Source organism: Paenibacillus sp. FSL L8-0340 (assembly GCF_038593145.1).
In the GTDB taxonomy this organism is placed as follows: Bacteria; Bacillota; Bacilli; order Paenibacillales; family Paenibacillaceae; genus Paenibacillus_AQ.
This window is the reverse complement of sequence record NZ_CP151967.1, coordinates 7,359,214-7,375,201: the sequence shown is the minus strand read 5'-3', so window position 1 is coordinate 7,375,201 and position 15,988 is coordinate 7,359,214. Positions and strand designations below refer to the sequence as shown.

The window sequence follows — 15,988 nt, the reverse complement described above, 5'->3', positions numbered from 1 at the left end:
TATAGCCTACTTTTTTTGGAGAAAAATTATTGTCTACTGTATTGATTTGGAGTATAGTGTATTCCCATGTTGGAAGGGAGAGGTTACTATGAAAAATAGGATTGAATCATTTAGAGGCTCCGAGCATTTTCGGCTGAATTACATCGCTGATTGTGTAATTGCAGCGATTGCGGTTCCAGGTACCGGTTCTTTGGGGAATGCAGCAATCATTGATCTAGGCGATATAACTCTTGTCGTGGATACATTCTCGACAATACAGGCTGCAGAGGATTTGAAAGCTGCTGCAGAGTACCTCACGGGAAACCCTGTATCCTATGTAATCAACACGCATTGGCACAGTGATCATACCTCTGGAAATCAAGTGTTTTTACCTGCGGCTAATATTATTTCAACATCAACTACTCGTGAGATTATGAATACTTTTGCCAGAGAAAGGTTAGCCCAATATCGGGAAAACACGGTGCAGATGTATCAGGCTATCAAAGAATTTGAAGAGCAAATACAACAAGAGACGGATGAAAAGTTAAAAAGGGAAATGGCATGGGAAAGTGCTAGTGACCGTGAGTTTATGAAGATGCTCCCCAATCTAGTACATTCGCTGCCGACAATAACTTTTGATCAGCAGATGACCATACATGGCAGTAATCGTAGCATTCAACTCATTACCTTTGGTGGGGGACACACGCAAAGTGATGCAATCGTGTACATTCCGGAAGACAAAATTGTCGTAATAGGGGATCTGGTGCTCTCAAAACATCACCCGGTTTTGGCGTATGCAAATCCTCAGGAATGGCTGAATATTTTGGAGCAAGTCGAACTGCTGGATGTAGAAACTATCGTACCGGGACATGGCGAAGTATGCTCTTTGCAAGACCTTCACGAAGTGAAGGGATATATAACCGATATAATGGCAATTGTGGCAGAAGCCGTTCAAAGTAAGAAAAGTATTGATGAGATTTAAGTACCGGAATTGTATCATAACTGGTACTTTACTACATACTTTAAGACGAATTTGAATAAGGTGTATGACATGATCACTAAATTAGAGGGTTAACGAAGAATATTCAGAGCAGGGTTGTTCTTGAGTTCAGAAGAAGAAAGAAATGAAGACTACAGCTCTTCCCCATCCCCATAGCAGCAATTACTTCCCGGGTAACATGGGTGATTGCTGTTATTTCTTCTGCACTCTTAGTGCTAATCAAAGTCATATGCTCATCGAGCGCCTTTCGGTGCTCGGTCTTTATTGGAAGTGGTTTGATCGTTATTTTAGAATGGTATCGCAATATAACGACAAGAGCGGAACACAGGTCAACAGCCCTATGTCCCGCTCTTATTTACATTCACTCGTTCTCTTGCGCTTTCTCATACTCCACCTCAACCATTTTGAAAAAGTCGGACGGCTTGATTTTTAGCCCTTTGCAAAGGTCAAAAATTTTTTTGACGGAAGGTTCGTTTCTGCCAACCTCAATCATGGAAATATAGGATCGGTCGACATTGCATTCATGCGCTAGATCTTCTTGGCTTAAGCCTTGTTTGATACGTATCGCTTTCACCGTTTTACCGATAATTTGCTTAATGATATTGGATGGATCGCTCAATGAAATTTACCCCTTTTAAGTCCATTATTAATCTGATATAATGGCCACAACAGATAAAGTATTCAACAAAAAGTAAAATATATACAATTTATGTAGCTATTTATGAAAGCCTTATATTAGGCTCTCAATCATCCCAAGTTATATCGCACAGATAATTTATCCTCAAAAAGAAAAAATTTTCTTTTAGCCCAAAGGAGGCTCTACCCTTGCGCCCATTCTTCCTAAAATCAATCAACCCGGATGTCATTGTGGAGATGTTAGAGATGGCTTGCCGCCTGGAGAAGTGGAACAAGGTGATAGAGACGGCGGAGATTTTGTACGAATGCGTGCAGTGCTTGTACCAGGAGCAGCAGTACCGGAAGGCTAAGTCCTTGCCAATGCTGACATTTGAGCTGGAGCATCCAATGGTCTATTACTACGGCTTCAGTCATTTGATGAGGGGAATGGCTTGCCAGGAGAAGGGACTGTATGAGGAATCGCGGGCGTACATTGATAAGTATGCCGAACTGGGATGGCTGGAGGATCTGGGTGAGGATGGGCTGGAGGTTGTAGAGGAGTTCGATCCCTGGCCCAAGCGAATGGGCATGCGCTGGAGCTGCTGTCTGGCCATGTGGAGGTGCTGGCTGCCTATACCGATTTTTTGCGGGAGAATCCCGAAGAAGTGTTACCGGGGCTGGATACAATTCTGCGGGCCGCGCTGCGGCATGGACTGAATGTGGATAAGCTGCTCGAGACGTTTTCGGACCAGACGGCTGAATTCGGTACATATGAGGATGAGGGCAATCTCGCGCACTATTACAGCTTCAGCCATCACCTGGCGTTGTATCAGAAGCGGGCGGGAAGAACGGAGGAGGCACTGGAGCAGGTACTGCAAGCCGTAAGGCTAGCCCATAGGTCGGGGAACGACAGTTATTTTACAAGAAGTCTGGCGCTCTTCGAATTGCTGCGAGATTGGGCGACGGCAGAGCAGGTGCGGGAGGTTCAGAGGATGATTAAGGAACGATGACCTAAGGGGTTTCCGCTGATTTGGCTTCGCTCAGATGAGCATGAGAGGCTTCTACGCTTTCAAAGGATAGTTCAGTAATTCGAGAAAGGGCCACTCCGCAAAGGGAATTCGAAACTACTATGTCATTGAACAAATGAAATCCAACATATCCGTATTCAGGATTTGCGTTTTGAAAGGGAAGAAGTACAAGACTTTTCCTGATATTAATCGATTTACACAAAGGGACAAGTGGCGGAGCTGTATGACCAGACTGAAGGCTGGATAGAGGCACTCTGTCTGTTTGCGATTTCTCTGCAGCTCGCAAAACAATTGCAGATCATTTTTTTGTCCGCGCTTCTCAGCCTTATTTAAGGAAATATAAGAAGTTCGGTAGCTAAATAGAACGCCCGGCCTACCGATTTCTATTCGAAACGATGGCAAACCTAGACACTGAAAGGCCGGGTCTTCTGCATCATTGTGCTGGAGGTAAAGATCGGACGGGAGTTGGTGCTGCATTGATGCTGAAGCTTCTAGGCATACCCGATTCGGTCATCATAGAAGACAACCGCCGACTAGCTTAACCCGAGAAGCCACTCCTTAGTTTCGGTTCGGAGTTCTTATCTCCGTTTTACCGCGAGTGGATACTATCATGGTTGCCGATGCGCTTCATGGTAGAGGGACTGCGTGAGTTGTTATTCTTTGGGCAAAGGCTACGCATGAATCATCCGACAGTCGTCCTAGTCTGGATCGGCGCCTGCGGCCTTTTGGTCTTAATTGCATCTGCCTATAAACGTTCCGTACACCAGAACAGAAGAAAGAGATTGAAAATGAGGATTCAAGTGTCTGAGATTCAACAGTAGGACCAAAACTCTTTTCCGCAAGTGAAATCAAGTAATGCAATTTCCATTACTCTACAATGACTATAGAGTGGTTGAAACGAGGTGAACAGACCGATTGTACGAGTGGCACAAGCAAATCCAAATAATCGTTAATGAAATTGACGAGTGTATTAAGAATCGTAACAGTGAAGCAATAACGCTACGATTTCTTTCTCACAAGTTAGGTTATTCCGAATTTCATACTACGAGAAAATTCAAGGAAATATCGGGTATGCAATTTAGGGATTATCTGCGGCATAGAAAATTAGCCTTTGCACTAAAAGAGGTTCGGGATAGTGAAAAAAGCATTTTGGATATTGCTTTTGATTATGGTTTTTCATCACATGAAGCTTTTACCAGGGCTTTCAAGGGAACATATGGTGTAACTCCAAGTGAATACCGAAAAAAGCCTATGCCTGTCGCTCTTCGTACAAAAATAAACTCTTTCGACCGCTACTTTTTCGGATTTGGAGAGATGGGTATGATGAAATCTACAGATGATGTTAACATTTATTTTGTAACCATTCCCGCACACAAATTTTTGCACATTAAAAACTATGAGAGTAATGGGTATTGGGATTTTTGGCAAAAGCAAAGCCTTATTCCGGGACAGGACTGCGAAACAATTTGCGGCTTACTCGATAGTATCAAGGGCAAATTGGATGATGATGGCGGGAGTGAATCTAACGGTGGCAGCGGTCAGATTATGGCTTACATTAATGACCCGGATGGCAGACTCTGCGATTGGGGGATTCCACGTATAGAGTGTTTTGGTGTACGTCTTCCTTTTGACTATAAAGGTGAAGTACCACCACAAATGCTTATGATTGATGTTCCCGAAGCCGAGTATATTGTTTTTGAACATGGGCCATTCAATTATGAGCAGGAAAATCGTAGGGTGGAGGAAAAGATGGAAAAGGTAATGGCAACTTTTGATTTTGCAGACACTGGTTACTGCTTTGATACTTCCCCTGGGAGAATCATTTACGTTTATCACGATCCGGAGCGGTTTTTGAAGTATATCAGGCCAGTACTGAAGTCATAATCAATAAAAACCACCTGCACAATACGGTTGGTGCTATGTGCTGATGAAGAAAATAAATATAAGTTTAAAGTGCCCCTATTGTTGTAGAAAGTCGGAGAGTGTTGTAGGGATATGAATAGCTCGACATTGGGTGTCCCAAGTCATAATGACGAAGGGACGCCCTTTTTTATTTTAATGAAGGAGCTGGAGATTGTGCTGAACGGACAAGGTTATATGACTGCTTTAGTGATTTTATTGTAAACCGTACCGTAATCCTTTTAAAAAAGGGATTATCACTATTCGGGGAAGGGATGTGTGGCGCTGGCTAGCTCTCCTGTCGTTCTGCGTCTTGAACCAATTGACTTTGTAAAAGCCTCATGATATATTGTGCATACACGGAATACACAATTTGTTGAGGAGGTATGGTATGCTGGCATTAGATATTAGAAATTTAAATAAAAAATATCCTCACTTTCAGATCAAAGACGTATCTTTTCAATTGGAGAAGGGTTATATTATGGGTTTTATCGGGGTCAATGGCGCGGGAAAAACAACCACGATAAAATCGATCTTGAACATGGTTCAAGCCGATAGTGGCGAGATCAGCATTTTTGGCAAGAACATCGCTGAACATGAAACCGAATTGAAGCAGGATATTGGATGCGCATTCGGTGATATCGATTTCTATACACGCAGCAAGATAAAGACGCTAACCAATATTACAAAGAAGTTCTATAAGAATTGGAATGATGAAACTTACTACAATTATCTAAAAAGATTCAAATTGGATGAAAATAAAAAAATAGCGGAACTGTCTACAGGAATGAAAGTAAAGTACAGCTTGACCCTTGCTTTATCGCATGGCGCAAAGCTGCTTATCCTTGATGAACCGACCAGCGGACTCGATCCTGTCTCGAGAGACGATCTTCTAGATATCTTTCAGGAGCTTATCATTGACGGCGAGATCAGTATTCTTTTCTCTACCCATATTACATCCGACTTGGAAAGATGTGCAGATTATATAACCTTCATTGAACACGGGCAAATCGTCGCCAGTTCCGAGAAAAACGAGTTTAAGGAGTCCTATCGTTTAATCAGCGGCAGCGAGGCCCAATTGAGCGAAGTAAAGGAATATTTGATTTCCTACAAAATCAACTCGTTCGGCTTTACCGGATTGATTCATGCCAATGATGTCGATCCATCCTCCAGCCTAAGGGCAACCACGCCCAGCCTCGATGAAATCATGATCTACTTTGCGAAAAAGGAGGGTGTATATGTATAATTTAGTGATGAAGGATTTGAAATTGGGAGTAAATCCCTGGTTCTTTGCATTACCCTTAATTCTGGGCGGCTTAATGCTAATTCCCGGTTGGGTCTACTTTCTTGTCCCGCTATATTTCTGCTTCATTACCGTACCGAACATGTTTGGCGGATTTAAAAGTCAGAACGATTTGATGTTTAGTACGATGATGCCAGTGACCAAAACAGACATCGTGAAGTCCAGGATAGCCGTTGTTGTCATTCTTGAACTAATGCATCTTCTTGTTGCGATGATCTTCGGTATATTTACGTTTCGCTTATACCCCCATCTGACTTACATTTTCTATGCACCACACATGGGTTTTTGGGGATTATGCTTTATCATGCTTGCGATTTTCAACATCATATTTATATCCATGTACTACAAGACGGCGTATAAGTATGGCGTGGCAACGACCACATCCACTACGGCCGCTATACTTTTTGCCGGAGTGGCCCAATGGGCCGGAATCCAAAGTCCTTGGATGAACGACATTTTCTATGGCTCCGGGACGGATAATAAAGCGCTGCAGCTATCCATTCTGATCGCGGGCCTCGTAATTTTTATTTCATTCACCCTGATTGCCTATCGGATTGCGGTAAAGAGATTCCTAAGAGTGGAGATATTATGAACGTAACGATTTCGAGCACATCCGAGAAGCCGATTTATCAGCAGCTTTACGAACAGATCAGCGCACAAATTCTGAAAGGTGAGCTGGAAAGCGGCTATTGTTTACCGCCCATTCGTCAGGCAGCCCTGGAACTTCATGTTAGTGTTATCACCGTAAAGAAAGCGTGGGAAGAACTTGAGCGAAGCGGTTTGATCAATACGGTAACAGGTAAAGGATGTTTTGTAGCCGAATTCTCGCCCGATGAGATGCTGCGGATACGCAACGAAATGGTCCTGAAGCAAATGGACAGCGACACATCATATTACAAGTCCTTTGGCCTCACCCTTGATGAAGTGATTGGGCTGTTGAACAAGATTTATTAACAGTATAGACAAAAACCTTCCACGATCCCTTTCGGCGTTTGTGGACTTGTTTATAATGATATATGGGTCTTTGGTATGGTCGAAACAAGCGGCCGACTGAGACTATGCGACGATTTTTATCCGATATGCGTTTGGGATGTTGTCATGGCGGGGGTGGCCGGGTAATAGACATGATTAGAACTTTAAAATTTGGCTGAATTTGGATTAGGAGCCAAGTAAACGGAGGGAAAGATCATGGCGGCACAGACAGTATCAGGCATCAGCCCGGTACAGGCCATTGCAGCTTACGGTGGCGCACAAAGCGATGTCAGTTCCCTGGAGAAGCAGCGGAACCGGTTGCTGATGGAACTGGACAAGGTGAATGCAGCGCAGGGCGGAGAGATGCAGACTCCTTATCGCCGGGAGCAGCTGCAGCGGCAAATTCGACTGATGGAGGCCCAAATGGTGCAGAAAAGTGGGAGTAGCGCCCCGGTCGATTTTGTACTGGCTCCTCCGCTTCAAGACCATCTCCCGCTCTGGCGGACGGAAGGAAAGGGAGGCCTCAAGGGCATTGGTCTGACTGATCCCCGGACGGCGACGGTAAACTCAGAGGGCCATTTCAACGCGTTGATTTAGACAAAAAGGCGAAGGTGCGAAAAGCGTCCGGTGATGAACCGGCTGCTCGCACCTTCTTTTTTTAACGAGGCGGCAGAACTCCAAGGTTGGCTGATCTGGCTGTTATATAACTTCTACTGTAGCAAACTATCCAATTCCGGCTGCAATTTGTTCCGCAGAACATACAGCATGACGGCACCGACAAGGAATGCGGCGGCATCCGCAATGACAATCGACCAGACTACCCCGTGGAAGCCGTTCATTTGATTGGCGATATAAAGTACAGGAATCAGCGTAACTCCTTGAATAATTGACATAATAAACGCGGCCGTTCCTTGCGCTGTTGCCTGGAAGACCCCGGTAAACAGAGTGGTCATTCCTGTAATGAATAAGGATAAGAACGTTACATGCAGAATGTAGCTGCCCATCTCAATTAATTGCGGGTCATTTGTAAATAGACCAATTAAATGGTCGGAAACTAAATAGACGATGATGCCGAATACGGCTGCTAACCCCACAATCACTTTGGTCGTAAATCCAATGGTACTCTTCATGCGCAATTTATCCGCTGTAAAAGAGAAGGCAATGAGCGGCACGACCCCCTCGCATAAGCCCATCAGAATAAACTCAGGAAATTGCAATAAACGTGATGAAATTCCGTAAGCCGCTACGGCCGAATCTCCGTATTCGACAAGAAAATGGTTGAAGATAAGCGACATTGCCCCCAAAAAGATGCTCATAATAAAGACGGGAACCCCGATTTTGAATACATTGCCCAGAATGTCTTTGGTAGCCTTGAACCATTTTACGGAGACAGTTAAAAATTGGCTTTTATATCTCATGTGGAAGGCGTAGTATACACTCGCAACCAAGTTAGAAACGACCGTAGCTGACGCAACGCCGATCACGTCCCAATGGAACACGAAGATAACGAGCGCATCGAGAATGATATTTACAACAACACTTAGAATCATACCGATCATTGACGTGATGGCTGCACCCTCCGAGCGTACGATATTCTCCAGCGTGAAAAATAACACGACGAACGGTGAACCGATAAGCATAACCGTGACATAGTCCTTCGTGAATCCGAAGGAGTCAGGCGTTGCCCCCAGGCCATGAACGATGGGATCGATCAACGGGAGACCCGCGGCCATCACGAGAAGACCAAGAACTAAGCTGCTGTAAAAAGCGAATGAAGACACATGCTTTACGTCATCATACTTTTTCTCTCCTAGCATACGGGAGATGTAGGTACCGCTGCCCATGCCAATCAAGTTGCCCAGCGCCATAATGACTGCGAATAGCGGCAAGGTTAGCGCGAGTGCGGTTAACATAGCAGTATTATGGAGTGTACCAAGGAAATAGGCATTCAAGATGGAGTATATGACATTCATTGAGGTGCCTAGCATCATCGGTATAGCGAAGTGAGCTACGGCCTTTGCGACCGGTGCTTTTTCAAAATAATAGAGGTTTTCTGCATCCATGTTGGATCACCACTTTCTTTATTTTATTCAATCTAACGGCGTTAGATTGAACCTTACAGTGTTAGATGATATCATGAACCTATAAACCTGTAAAGCATAAACTTACACTGTTAGATAAAGGGCGGATAACGATGAAAAAGCAGCAGCCTCAAATTTCGGAGGATAGGATTCTGGAAGCCTCGTGGGAGCTTCTTGGAGAGGAGGACATTGAGAAATTCAGCATGAGACGATTGGCCGACAGGCTGGGGATTCAGGCTCCCTCCCTGTACTGGTACTTTAAGAGCAAACAGAATCTTTACCAGCGCCTGGCCAATCAGGTATCGAAGGTGATCCTGGAGGAGTTCCACTCCGAGGGGGATTGGAAGGAGCAACTGACAGGGCTTGCGGTAACAGTACGGAGCGTGCTCAGCCGATATCCCTGCTCTACGCAGCTCATGATGATGACGCTGCCCCACGAACCGGACATCATCCGGTTCACCAACCGTATGCTGCTCTGCGTGGAATCGACGCCGCTCGCGCAAGCGCAGAAAATGCAGGTGGTTACTACGCTTGTGAACTATGTCTTCTACTTCGTTCTGGACAATTATCAGCATGAGCGCAATGTCTCCGCGATCCTTAAAGACCAGGGGGCGCCTCCGGGTGAGGAGCTGATTCGGCTTCTCGATTCCATGAGCGAGACGGATACGGGACTGTTCAGGAGGATGTTTACGAGCGGGCTATTCGAGCTAATGGGAACCGACGGGGCGTTTGAGTTCGGGCTGAAGCTGATTCTGCTCGGGATTGAGCAGGTGATAAAGGAGCAGGAGAAGTAGAATGGGTAAAACCGCTCATCCGGTTATCGGATGGGCGACGCACTATGTAGGTTAGGTGAACCGTATCATAAATAATGGCAAAGTCATCGTTAATTTAAGCGGATTAGTTTTACATGGAAAGACCTGATTGTTAAATAAAGCATGGATTTCATCCTAGTGAAACGAGGATATTTTGTATGGGAAATTCTTTAATTAAATTCGATATAACAAAATCTTTGCAGGAATTAGATGGAGATGATTGGGGTGAGCCTACATTCAATTCTAACCTTGTTAAAACCGTTCATCGTCTTAGAACAGTACCACTAAAAGATTTCACTAATGAAGACCTAAGGTTAATGATTGGTCAGAAATTCTGTTTAGCGTATCTTGTCCCTATTGTTCTTGAACGATTAGCCGTGAACGAGTTTGTATCAGGTGCGAGGTATACAGGTGATCTGCTTTGTGCCATGTTAGATATAGGATATGACTTTTGGAAGGAACACATTGATTTGCATTGGGAGTTTAATTCAATCGTTATTGGTGTCAATCACTGTCTTGAAGTATTAAAACCATTGCTAGAACAGTATATTCCTCCCAAAAGTGAGTAGTCAATAAAATAGCTAGTTCTATTAAGAAACCACTTGATTGCCAGGAGTGGCTATGTCTTTTATATATTGATATATATTTTGTGGAAACTTTACTTTGTGTTAAGATACATTGCGGTGAACCGTATCATAAGTAGGGCAAGTTTTTTATGGCTTTCCTTGCAGGGAGGGGAGGGGGTTCCGCAAAAAGGTTTGTCGCTGAAAGCAATGTGGGATCTATTTTAGTGAAAAGGTTCTACAGAGCATGGCCGAATTATCCTAATTTTGACGAATCCTTTTAAGCTGACGGGAATAACTATAAAGAACTTTTACATTGATAATGAAATTTTTCCAATTATAATCATATAGAAACACAGTTTTTATTTATCCCGCTTTCCATTAAATGTTGAAAGGATGATGTTAGATGATTAATATAACAGAATTGTCCACCCGCATAATTTCTTGGAGGGTGACTATACTTTAACCCTCCTAAAAAATTGGAGGTAAATCTGTGAACAGAGATTTTATCGCAAAACATTGGTATGCCAGTGTGTATGAAAAGTTTGAAAACCAAACACATGACATCGATTTTCTATTAAAAGTACTTGCAGAGCAAACAGGCAACCAGTCACAAAGTATTCTTGAAGTTGCCTGTGGTGGTGGTAGGATATGTGTATCACTTGCAAAGGCGAATCATACTGTTACAGGCTTTGATGCAGATGAACATATGCTCCTACGCTGTTATCGCCGGATGGTGGGTTTGCCTAATATACACTGTTATCAGGCTGAAGCGGCGATTTCTGATTGGGGTCTCGGTTTTGATGTAGTAGTTATGGCAGGCAATATCTTGATTAACATTGAAAGCAAAATGGATTACAAAGAGGCACAGAAGACCTTTATTAAAAATGCTGCGGCGTCGCTTCGTACTGGTGGACATCTTTATATGGATTTTGACTTATATTATAATCCAGCAGCCTCATTCAGCAGGTTGAATGAGAGTAGCTATTTCGAAGGAACAGACGAATTGGGCACGACTGGTCGCACTGTTAGCTATGGCAGCGTGTATGATCCTATAACCCAGATTTGTACCGGAATTGGTCACTGGGAGCTTACCACAAATAGCGGTGAGCAATTTATTGTACCCAAGCGGTGGCATAAGCATATTCCTACACAAACGCAAGTTTACGGTTGGCTGTCCGATGCTGGATTTACTATAGAGCGTACCTATCAAAATTATACGGCTGAATCGATACCGAAGCCGATTGTTGAAGATACAAATCGTGCTATTATCTGGGCAAGAAAGTTATAGTTTGACATGTACGTATGACGTATCCTTTTGCTAAACTAACGGCTACGATAGTAGAACAAAGCGAGATCAAATCCCGCAAAGGATAGACCTAAAACTTGCTGATACAGACAGCGCAGAGGGCAAGGTCCTTTGTGAGTCAGCTCGGAAAAGACTCGTCTTAACGTAGAAAGGGAAGGGGCAGGGCAATTCAACCGCAACCCACATGGTAACGGAAACGAAGGTCAAACTCCAGTCTGCGTTATAGGCTGGTAAACTGAAAAAGAGTGGCAGTCGTTCTTTGGATTCGATTTTTGAAGCTTTTCAAAAGAAAACAAACTTTCTTAGAGAATATACAAAGGGGACTTCCTCCTATTGAGATATTCTTCATTTTATTCTCCTAAAAAGATCTTCCTTCTCATCCTAGTCTATCCCCATTGCAGCAATCACTTCCCGCACAACCCGGGTGATTGCTGCTATTTCTTCTGCACTCTTATTGCTAATCAAAGCCATATGCTCATCGAGCGCCTTTCGGTGCTCGGTCTCATCATCGAAACGAAAAACTTCAATGGCGGGAACTTGAAACGCTGCAATGATTTTTTTCCAGCGTCTCCAAAGAAATGTTTCGATCTCCGCGTTCGACACCGCCTATGTAACTGTAGTGAAGCGATGCTGCTTCTGCCAATTGTTCTTGAGTCCATCCTTTTGCTTTTCTAAGCTCACGTATGCGATTGCCGACGTTTTCTATACGGCGGATATCCTGCATAACTATGTTCAGCGTATTTATGAAGAGAGGCAGTATTGCAAGGCGATGGGACTGACTAGACCCCTAATTAAGATGCAGCATCTGCTTGTTTATTATTTTGGGTTTAGTCAGCAGATGCGGGGAATTGCATATCAACAGCTAGGGGATTATGAGCAGGCCAAAGATAGTATTTACAGATACGCAGAACTTGGCTGGTTGGAGGATTTGGGGAAAAAAGGACTAGAGATCGCTCGTGAATTTCGGTTCTTAGCAAAAGTGAATTTAACGCTCTTATTTAGTTTGACTATTCTGAGGCCCCATAATATTCTTAATTATGAAGCATATAACAAGGCCGAAACATGGCTGTGACCTGACCATTTAGAGGTGTATCCCCCGGAAAGGGGAGAACTGCCTCTTTTTAACATTGTTTCATTATAGTTTATAACTCAACTACGCTCTCTGCGCAGTTTCGCTGTTCGGGGGCAGAGGCATTTGGAAAGGTTGGTTTTAAATGCTCTTGACGACTGAGGACCAAATAGTCAACGAAATCGCGGACTGGCTGAAAAAGCATTTTTCGGCTGAGCTGCTGTCTGCCGGGCGTGTTAGGCGTGGGCTATTGAACGAGAAGTGGATCGTCGAGACGAACAAGGGGTGGCTGTTCGCCAAAAGCTATCACCCTGAGCGGTTTAAGATGGGTGATCCGGAGTTTCGCGGCAAGATTGAAAATGCGCTGCAACTGCAACTTCTTTTTTATCAGTCGGGTGGACCGTGCCCTGAGCCGCTGATGCTGGAAGGGCGCTGCATGCACATTCTGCCGTGCGGAAGGTACATGACCGTCATGACATGCTGTCCGGGCGCTATGGTGCCTGCTGGCATGATCGGTGAGCATAGAATGCATGCACTCGGACGGGCTGCCGCGGATATGCATACCGTCTGGGATTCCGCGGCGGCATTGGGGTTCGGAGCAGCAGTGCCGCCGGAGGAACCGGTTTGGCGGTTGTCTCGCGAGGAGGTGGAGCGAACCTGGGAGGTAAGCTGGGATGCGGCCCGTGACTCGTCTGAGCGTGTCCGGAATGCACTGCAATTACAGAAGGCGATTGTTGATTCACTTGGAGATGATGACTTTAAGCCTCTGACTGCCGGCTGGGCCCACCTCGATCTGTGGGCAGACAACCTGCTTTTCGAAGGAGACGCTCTGGCAGCCATCGTTGACTTCGACCGGGCACGCTACTCGTTTCCAGCGCTGGACCTCGGGCGGGCTGTCCTTTCCGGCACGCTCAGCGGGCGCGGATTCCGCAAGGATGCAGTGGTCGCTTTCACTGAAGGCTACCGTAGTGTGCGGCAACTACCGCCAGGCTCGATTTTGAGGGCAATCAAGTACGTCTGGTGTATCGAATCTCTTTGGTGGATCCAGCCGTCGTTCGAATCGTCCAGCGCGGTACCTGTCCGTTTTGCCGAAGAAATGATCCACACTGCGGAGCGGTGGGAGCAACTTGACGCTCTTCTTGGGGACATTTAGCTGGATGTACGCTAACCTAGTGCCCGGATACGGTAGTTGAATCAAGCGAATTCCGAAGAAAGGGGACTGAGCAACAGGTTGCCGTGGCTCTTTCACCCTGACTTCATTGAGTTAGACCTATTCCAGTAAAGAGGTGTTCAGTTATTCGTAAATTTACCAAAATGTTATGTGTCTTTCTTATTGCAGGAGTATCTGCTCTTGTTGCAATACCTATCCAGACGACAGCCAATGGAGGCCCTGGGGATATATCACCAGATGTTCAAGGAGGGGGAATGAAGTTCACCCAAAAGAAAAACATTATCCTTAAAGAAGAAAATTTATCTTTTATTATCAAGGGTGATACGGTAGAAATCACTGCAGCGTATACTTTGTTTAATAAAGGCGGAGCTGATAAAACGGCGTATATTTTTCCTATTCATTTCTACGTTAATGAACATGGTTGCGAACCGAATTGTGACTTCAAAGCAGATAACTTTCGGATTACAGATGGCAATAAGTTACTCCCAATAAAAAATGAACATACAACCAAAACTGTAAATCAAGTAATAGAAGATGAATATATCGTCCAAAAAGTTACCCGCGAATACATAACTGAGATTAATTTTGCAAAGGGGGAGACCAAAAAGCTTACGGTGCGATATTCGGTAAACGCTGGATTTTACGACTGGATGATTTCCGGCCAGCCTTTAGTAATTTTCGGGGATAGACATTTTAGCTACGATGTAGCACCAGCAGGATACTGGGGGAATGGGAGAGCCGGCAAACTAAACATCACATTTGATTACCGCGACATTATTAGGAAAGGCGGCTCTCCCATCCGTCTCTCACTTCCATACGGAAAAGAAACAGAAAAAGGATTACTTAAACTCCAACTGGAAAATACTGAATTGAAGAAACTTGGCCAGCTTGAGTTTAAGTATGAGTACGAGGCGTATTTATTATCCAAACATATTACAGCCTCAAAAATACCGATAAGTCAGTTCAAGAGCGCAATTGCTTCTACTGAGTTAGGGAAAGAGTACAAAATTACGAATATGTTTGATGGGAAGCTGAATACAGCATGGGTTGAGGGCGCCAAAGGAACTGGAATCGGGGAGACCATTACTTTAGAGTTGAAACCAGGTACATATGTTGACGGTGTGCGGATTATCAACGGTTATATGAAAAGCAAGGAGAGCTATGAGAACAATGCAAGAATCAAAACCATTCGTTTATCGTACCTTATGCGCAATTCAGAATGGATAACGGAAGATGTTGATCTTGCTGACTTGCCTTTCGATTCCAAGAAAGCTGCAGACCAGAATAGCATATATCTTCTTTCGCAACAGATCGGTCAGATCGGACAAGAAGTCAGCAAGATTAAATTAACCATATTATCGACCTATCCCGGGAAAAAGTTTGCTGATACCTGCGTGTCAGAATTGATTGTACTTAAGTAATTTGTTTGTTGGGAATCGGCTCAAGCAGAGAAGATGCTTGGGCTTTTCTTTATGTGCAGCGTTTTGCCGAAGAGAGGATTCACTGCGGAGCGGTTTTGGGGTATGTAGTAATTAAATGGACTATTAAAGAGAAGCAATGGGAATAATTTATTGAATAAGATAAGATTATGATAGGGTGACGTTGGATATGGTTTTTGAGGCGGGAATATATGACTACCGAGATACTTATTGTAGACGATGATAAAGAGATTGCCGAGTTAATCGGGGTGTATTTGCGCAATGAAAGCTATCAAATTTATACAGTGCAGGATGGACTTGAAGCACTTCAATTCATGGAGCGTCACTCTATTGACCTCGTGATATTAGATATTATGATGCCCAAGATGAATGGACTGGATGTTTGTAGAGAAATTCGAAGAGAGCATTAAATTCCAGTCTTGATGTTAAGTGCAAAAGCAGAAGACATGGATAAAATTGTTGGTTTTGAGCTTAATGTCGTAATTCAAGCCAAGAAGGCCATTGCGGAAGAGCGAAGATCAGAACAGATTAAAAATGATTTGGTGACGAATGTTGCCCATGACCTTAGATCCCTCTAACCTCTATCATCGGATACTTGAATCTTATAAATGAAGATGAATATAGGGACGAAGTGGGGCTTCGAGGTTATATACAGATTGTGTATGCAAAGGTTGAACGCGTACATCATTTAATAAAGATTTGTTTGAATATACCTATGTTCAAAACAAAGAAACCCTTGTAAGCGAAT

At 44.1% G+C, this 15,988-nt stretch carries 18 protein-coding genes and 3 pseudogenes; 18 read left to right on the top strand and 3 right to left on the bottom strand.

What is annotated here, in order from left to right; genetic code table 11:
* Positions 1 to 88: 88 nt before the first annotated feature.
* Entirely contained in the window at positions 89 to 961 is an 873-nt protein-coding gene (locus NST07_RS33835) for an MBL fold metallo-hydrolase (protein WP_342480878.1), read from the top strand.
* A gap of 379 nt (positions 962 to 1,340) precedes the next feature.
* Here NST07_RS33835 and NST07_RS33830 read toward each other — a convergent pair whose 3' ends face one another.
* Positions 1,341 to 1,598, bottom strand: coding sequence for a helix-turn-helix transcriptional regulator (locus NST07_RS33830; RefSeq protein ID WP_341380280.1), 258 nt, complete (start codon positions 1,596 to 1,598; stop codon positions 1,341 to 1,343).
* Positions 1,599 to 1,804: 206 nt separating this feature from the next.
* Here NST07_RS33830 and NST07_RS33825 point away from each other — a divergent pair, with 206 nt between their 5' ends.
* From NST07_RS33825 to NST07_RS33785, 9 genes are all read left to right on the top strand, one after another.
* Positions 1,805 to 2,311, top strand: coding sequence for a hypothetical protein (locus tag NST07_RS33825; RefSeq protein ID WP_342480877.1), 507 nt, complete (start codon positions 1,805 to 1,807; stop codon positions 2,309 to 2,311).
* Positions 2,260 to 2,604 carry a hypothetical protein gene (locus NST07_RS33820; protein ID WP_342480876.1) on the top strand — a complete coding sequence of 115 codons (345 nt, stop codon included), beginning with the start codon at positions 2,260 to 2,262 and terminating at the stop codon, positions 2,602 to 2,604. Before NST07_RS33825 ends, NST07_RS33820 begins: the two co-directional genes overlap by 52 nt.
* A gap of 377 nt (positions 2,605 to 2,981) precedes the next feature.
* The gene (locus NST07_RS33815; protein ID WP_342482002.1) at positions 2,982 to 3,164 is read left to right on the top strand and encodes a tyrosine-protein phosphatase; all 183 of its coding nucleotides are present in this window, start codon (positions 2,982 to 2,984) and stop codon (positions 3,162 to 3,164) included.
* Between the two features lie 373 nt (positions 3,165 to 3,537).
* Positions 3,538 to 4,506 carry a helix-turn-helix transcriptional regulator gene (locus NST07_RS33810; RefSeq protein WP_341380278.1) on the top strand — a complete coding sequence of 323 codons (969 nt, stop codon included), beginning with the start codon at positions 3,538 to 3,540 and terminating at the stop codon, positions 4,504 to 4,506.
* A gap of 111 nt (positions 4,507 to 4,617) precedes the next feature.
* A complete protein-coding gene (locus tag NST07_RS33805) occupies positions 4,618 to 4,746 on the top strand; it encodes a hypothetical protein (RefSeq protein WP_341097402.1) in 129 nt (42 codons plus the stop codon).
* 166 nt (positions 4,747 to 4,912) lie between these two features.
* Positions 4,913 to 5,767 carry an ABC transporter ATP-binding protein gene (locus NST07_RS33800; protein WP_341097400.1) on the top strand — a complete coding sequence of 285 codons (855 nt, stop codon included), beginning with the start codon at positions 4,913 to 4,915 and terminating at the stop codon, positions 5,765 to 5,767.
* On the top strand, positions 5,760 to 6,416 hold the full coding sequence (locus tag NST07_RS33795; RefSeq protein WP_342480875.1) for an ABC-2 transporter permease: 657 nt from the start codon (positions 5,760 to 5,762) through the stop codon (positions 6,414 to 6,416). Before NST07_RS33800 ends, NST07_RS33795 begins: the two co-directional genes overlap by 8 nt.
* On the top strand, positions 6,413 to 6,778 hold the full coding sequence (locus NST07_RS33790; RefSeq protein WP_342480874.1) for a GntR family transcriptional regulator: 366 nt from the start codon (positions 6,413 to 6,415) through the stop codon (positions 6,776 to 6,778). The genes NST07_RS33795 and NST07_RS33790 overlap by 4 nt, the downstream gene beginning before the upstream one ends.
* A 234-nt stretch (positions 6,779 to 7,012) precedes the next feature.
* Positions 7,013 to 7,393 carry a hypothetical protein gene (locus tag NST07_RS33785; protein ID WP_342480873.1) on the top strand — a complete coding sequence of 127 codons (381 nt, stop codon included), beginning with the start codon at positions 7,013 to 7,015 and terminating at the stop codon, positions 7,391 to 7,393.
* 113 nt (positions 7,394 to 7,506) lie between these two features.
* On the opposite strand, the gene NST07_RS33780 is transcribed toward NST07_RS33785, so the two are convergent.
* Complete coding sequence (locus tag NST07_RS33780; protein ID WP_342480872.1) at positions 7,507 to 8,859, bottom strand: MATE family efflux transporter; 1,353 nt, start codon at positions 8,857 to 8,859, stop codon at positions 7,507 to 7,509.
* Positions 8,860 to 8,990: 131 nt separating this feature from the next.
* Between NST07_RS33780 and NST07_RS33775 the strand changes: the two genes are divergently transcribed.
* From NST07_RS33775 to NST07_RS33765, 3 genes are all read left to right on the top strand, one after another.
* The gene (locus tag NST07_RS33775) at positions 8,991 to 9,671 is read left to right on the top strand and encodes a TetR/AcrR family transcriptional regulator C-terminal domain-containing protein (protein WP_341097393.1); all 681 of its coding nucleotides are present in this window, start codon (positions 8,991 to 8,993) and stop codon (positions 9,669 to 9,671) included.
* Positions 9,672 to 9,847: 176 nt separating this feature from the next.
* Positions 9,848 to 10,258 (top strand): contact-dependent growth inhibition system immunity protein, encoded by a 411-nt coding sequence (locus NST07_RS33770; protein ID WP_341097391.1) that lies wholly within the window; start codon positions 9,848 to 9,850, stop codon positions 10,256 to 10,258.
* A 487-nt stretch (positions 10,259 to 10,745) separates the two neighbouring features.
* Positions 10,746 to 11,543 carry a class I SAM-dependent methyltransferase gene (locus tag NST07_RS33765; protein WP_342480871.1) on the top strand — a complete coding sequence of 266 codons (798 nt, stop codon included), beginning with the start codon at positions 10,746 to 10,748 and terminating at the stop codon, positions 11,541 to 11,543.
* Positions 11,544 to 11,942: 399 nt separating this feature from the next.
* Here NST07_RS33765 and NST07_RS33760 read toward each other — a convergent pair.
* Positions 11,943 to 12,276 (bottom strand): annotated as a pseudogene (locus NST07_RS33760) (helix-turn-helix transcriptional regulator).
* Between the two features lie 81 nt (positions 12,277 to 12,357).
* On the opposite strand from NST07_RS33760, the gene NST07_RS33755 reads away from it, so the two are divergent.
* The 5 genes and pseudogenes from NST07_RS33755 to NST07_RS33735 all read left to right on the top strand — a co-directional run.
* The gene (locus tag NST07_RS33755) at positions 12,358 to 12,633 is read left to right on the top strand and encodes a hypothetical protein (RefSeq protein WP_342480870.1); all 276 of its coding nucleotides are present in this window, start codon (positions 12,358 to 12,360) and stop codon (positions 12,631 to 12,633) included.
* Between the two features lie 142 nt (positions 12,634 to 12,775).
* Complete coding sequence (locus NST07_RS33750) at positions 12,776 to 13,783, top strand: phosphotransferase (RefSeq protein ID WP_341097387.1); 1,008 nt, start codon at positions 12,776 to 12,778, stop codon at positions 13,781 to 13,783.
* A 161-nt stretch (positions 13,784 to 13,944) separates the two neighbouring features.
* Positions 13,945 to 15,222 (top strand): hypothetical protein, encoded by a 1,278-nt coding sequence (locus NST07_RS33745; protein WP_341097386.1) that lies wholly within the window; start codon positions 13,945 to 13,947, stop codon positions 15,220 to 15,222.
* A gap of 209 nt (positions 15,223 to 15,431) precedes the next feature.
* Positions 15,432 to 15,647, top strand: a pseudogene (locus NST07_RS33740) (response regulator); the annotation flags it as partial.
* Positions 15,648 to 15,716: 69 nt separating this feature from the next.
* Positions 15,717 to 15,972: pseudogene (locus NST07_RS33735) on the top strand (histidine kinase dimerization/phospho-acceptor domain-containing protein); the annotation flags it as partial.
* Between the last annotated feature and the right edge of the window lie 16 nt (positions 15,973 to 15,988).

What these genes read in the sequence shown, in the direction of transcription:
- NST07_RS33835 (WP_342480878.1), top strand. Translation starts at nt 89, where the DNA reads ATGAAAAATAGGATTGAATCATTTAGAGGCTCCGAGCATTTTCGGCTG.
- NST07_RS33805 (WP_341097402.1), top strand. Translation starts at nt 4,618, where the DNA reads ATGAATAGCTCGACATTGGGTGTCCCAAGTCATAATGACGAAGGGACG.
- NST07_RS33800 (WP_341097400.1), top strand. Translation starts at nt 4,913, where the DNA reads ATGCTGGCATTAGATATTAGAAATTTAAATAAAAAATATCCTCACTTT.
- NST07_RS33795 (WP_342480875.1), top strand. Translation starts at nt 5,760, where the DNA reads ATGTATAATTTAGTGATGAAGGATTTGAAATTGGGAGTAAATCCCTGG.
- NST07_RS33790 (WP_342480874.1), top strand. Translation starts at nt 6,413, where the DNA reads ATGAACGTAACGATTTCGAGCACATCCGAGAAGCCGATTTATCAGCAG.
- NST07_RS33785 (WP_342480873.1), top strand. Translation starts at nt 7,013, where the DNA reads ATGGCGGCACAGACAGTATCAGGCATCAGCCCGGTACAGGCCATTGCA.
- NST07_RS33780 (WP_342480872.1), bottom strand. Translation starts at nt 8,859, where the DNA reads ATGGATGCAGAAAACCTCTATTATTTTGAAAAAGCACCGGTCGCAAAG.
- NST07_RS33775 (WP_341097393.1), top strand. Translation starts at nt 8,991, where the DNA reads ATGAAAAAGCAGCAGCCTCAAATTTCGGAGGATAGGATTCTGGAAGCC.
- NST07_RS33770 (WP_341097391.1), top strand. Translation starts at nt 9,848, where the DNA reads ATGGGAAATTCTTTAATTAAATTCGATATAACAAAATCTTTGCAGGAA.
- NST07_RS33755 (WP_342480870.1), top strand. Translation starts at nt 12,358, where the DNA reads ATGCAGCATCTGCTTGTTTATTATTTTGGGTTTAGTCAGCAGATGCGG.
- NST07_RS33750 (WP_341097387.1), top strand. Translation starts at nt 12,776, where the DNA reads ATGCTCTTGACGACTGAGGACCAAATAGTCAACGAAATCGCGGACTGG.
- NST07_RS33745 (WP_341097386.1), top strand. Translation starts at nt 13,945, where the DNA reads ATGTTATGTGTCTTTCTTATTGCAGGAGTATCTGCTCTTGTTGCAATA.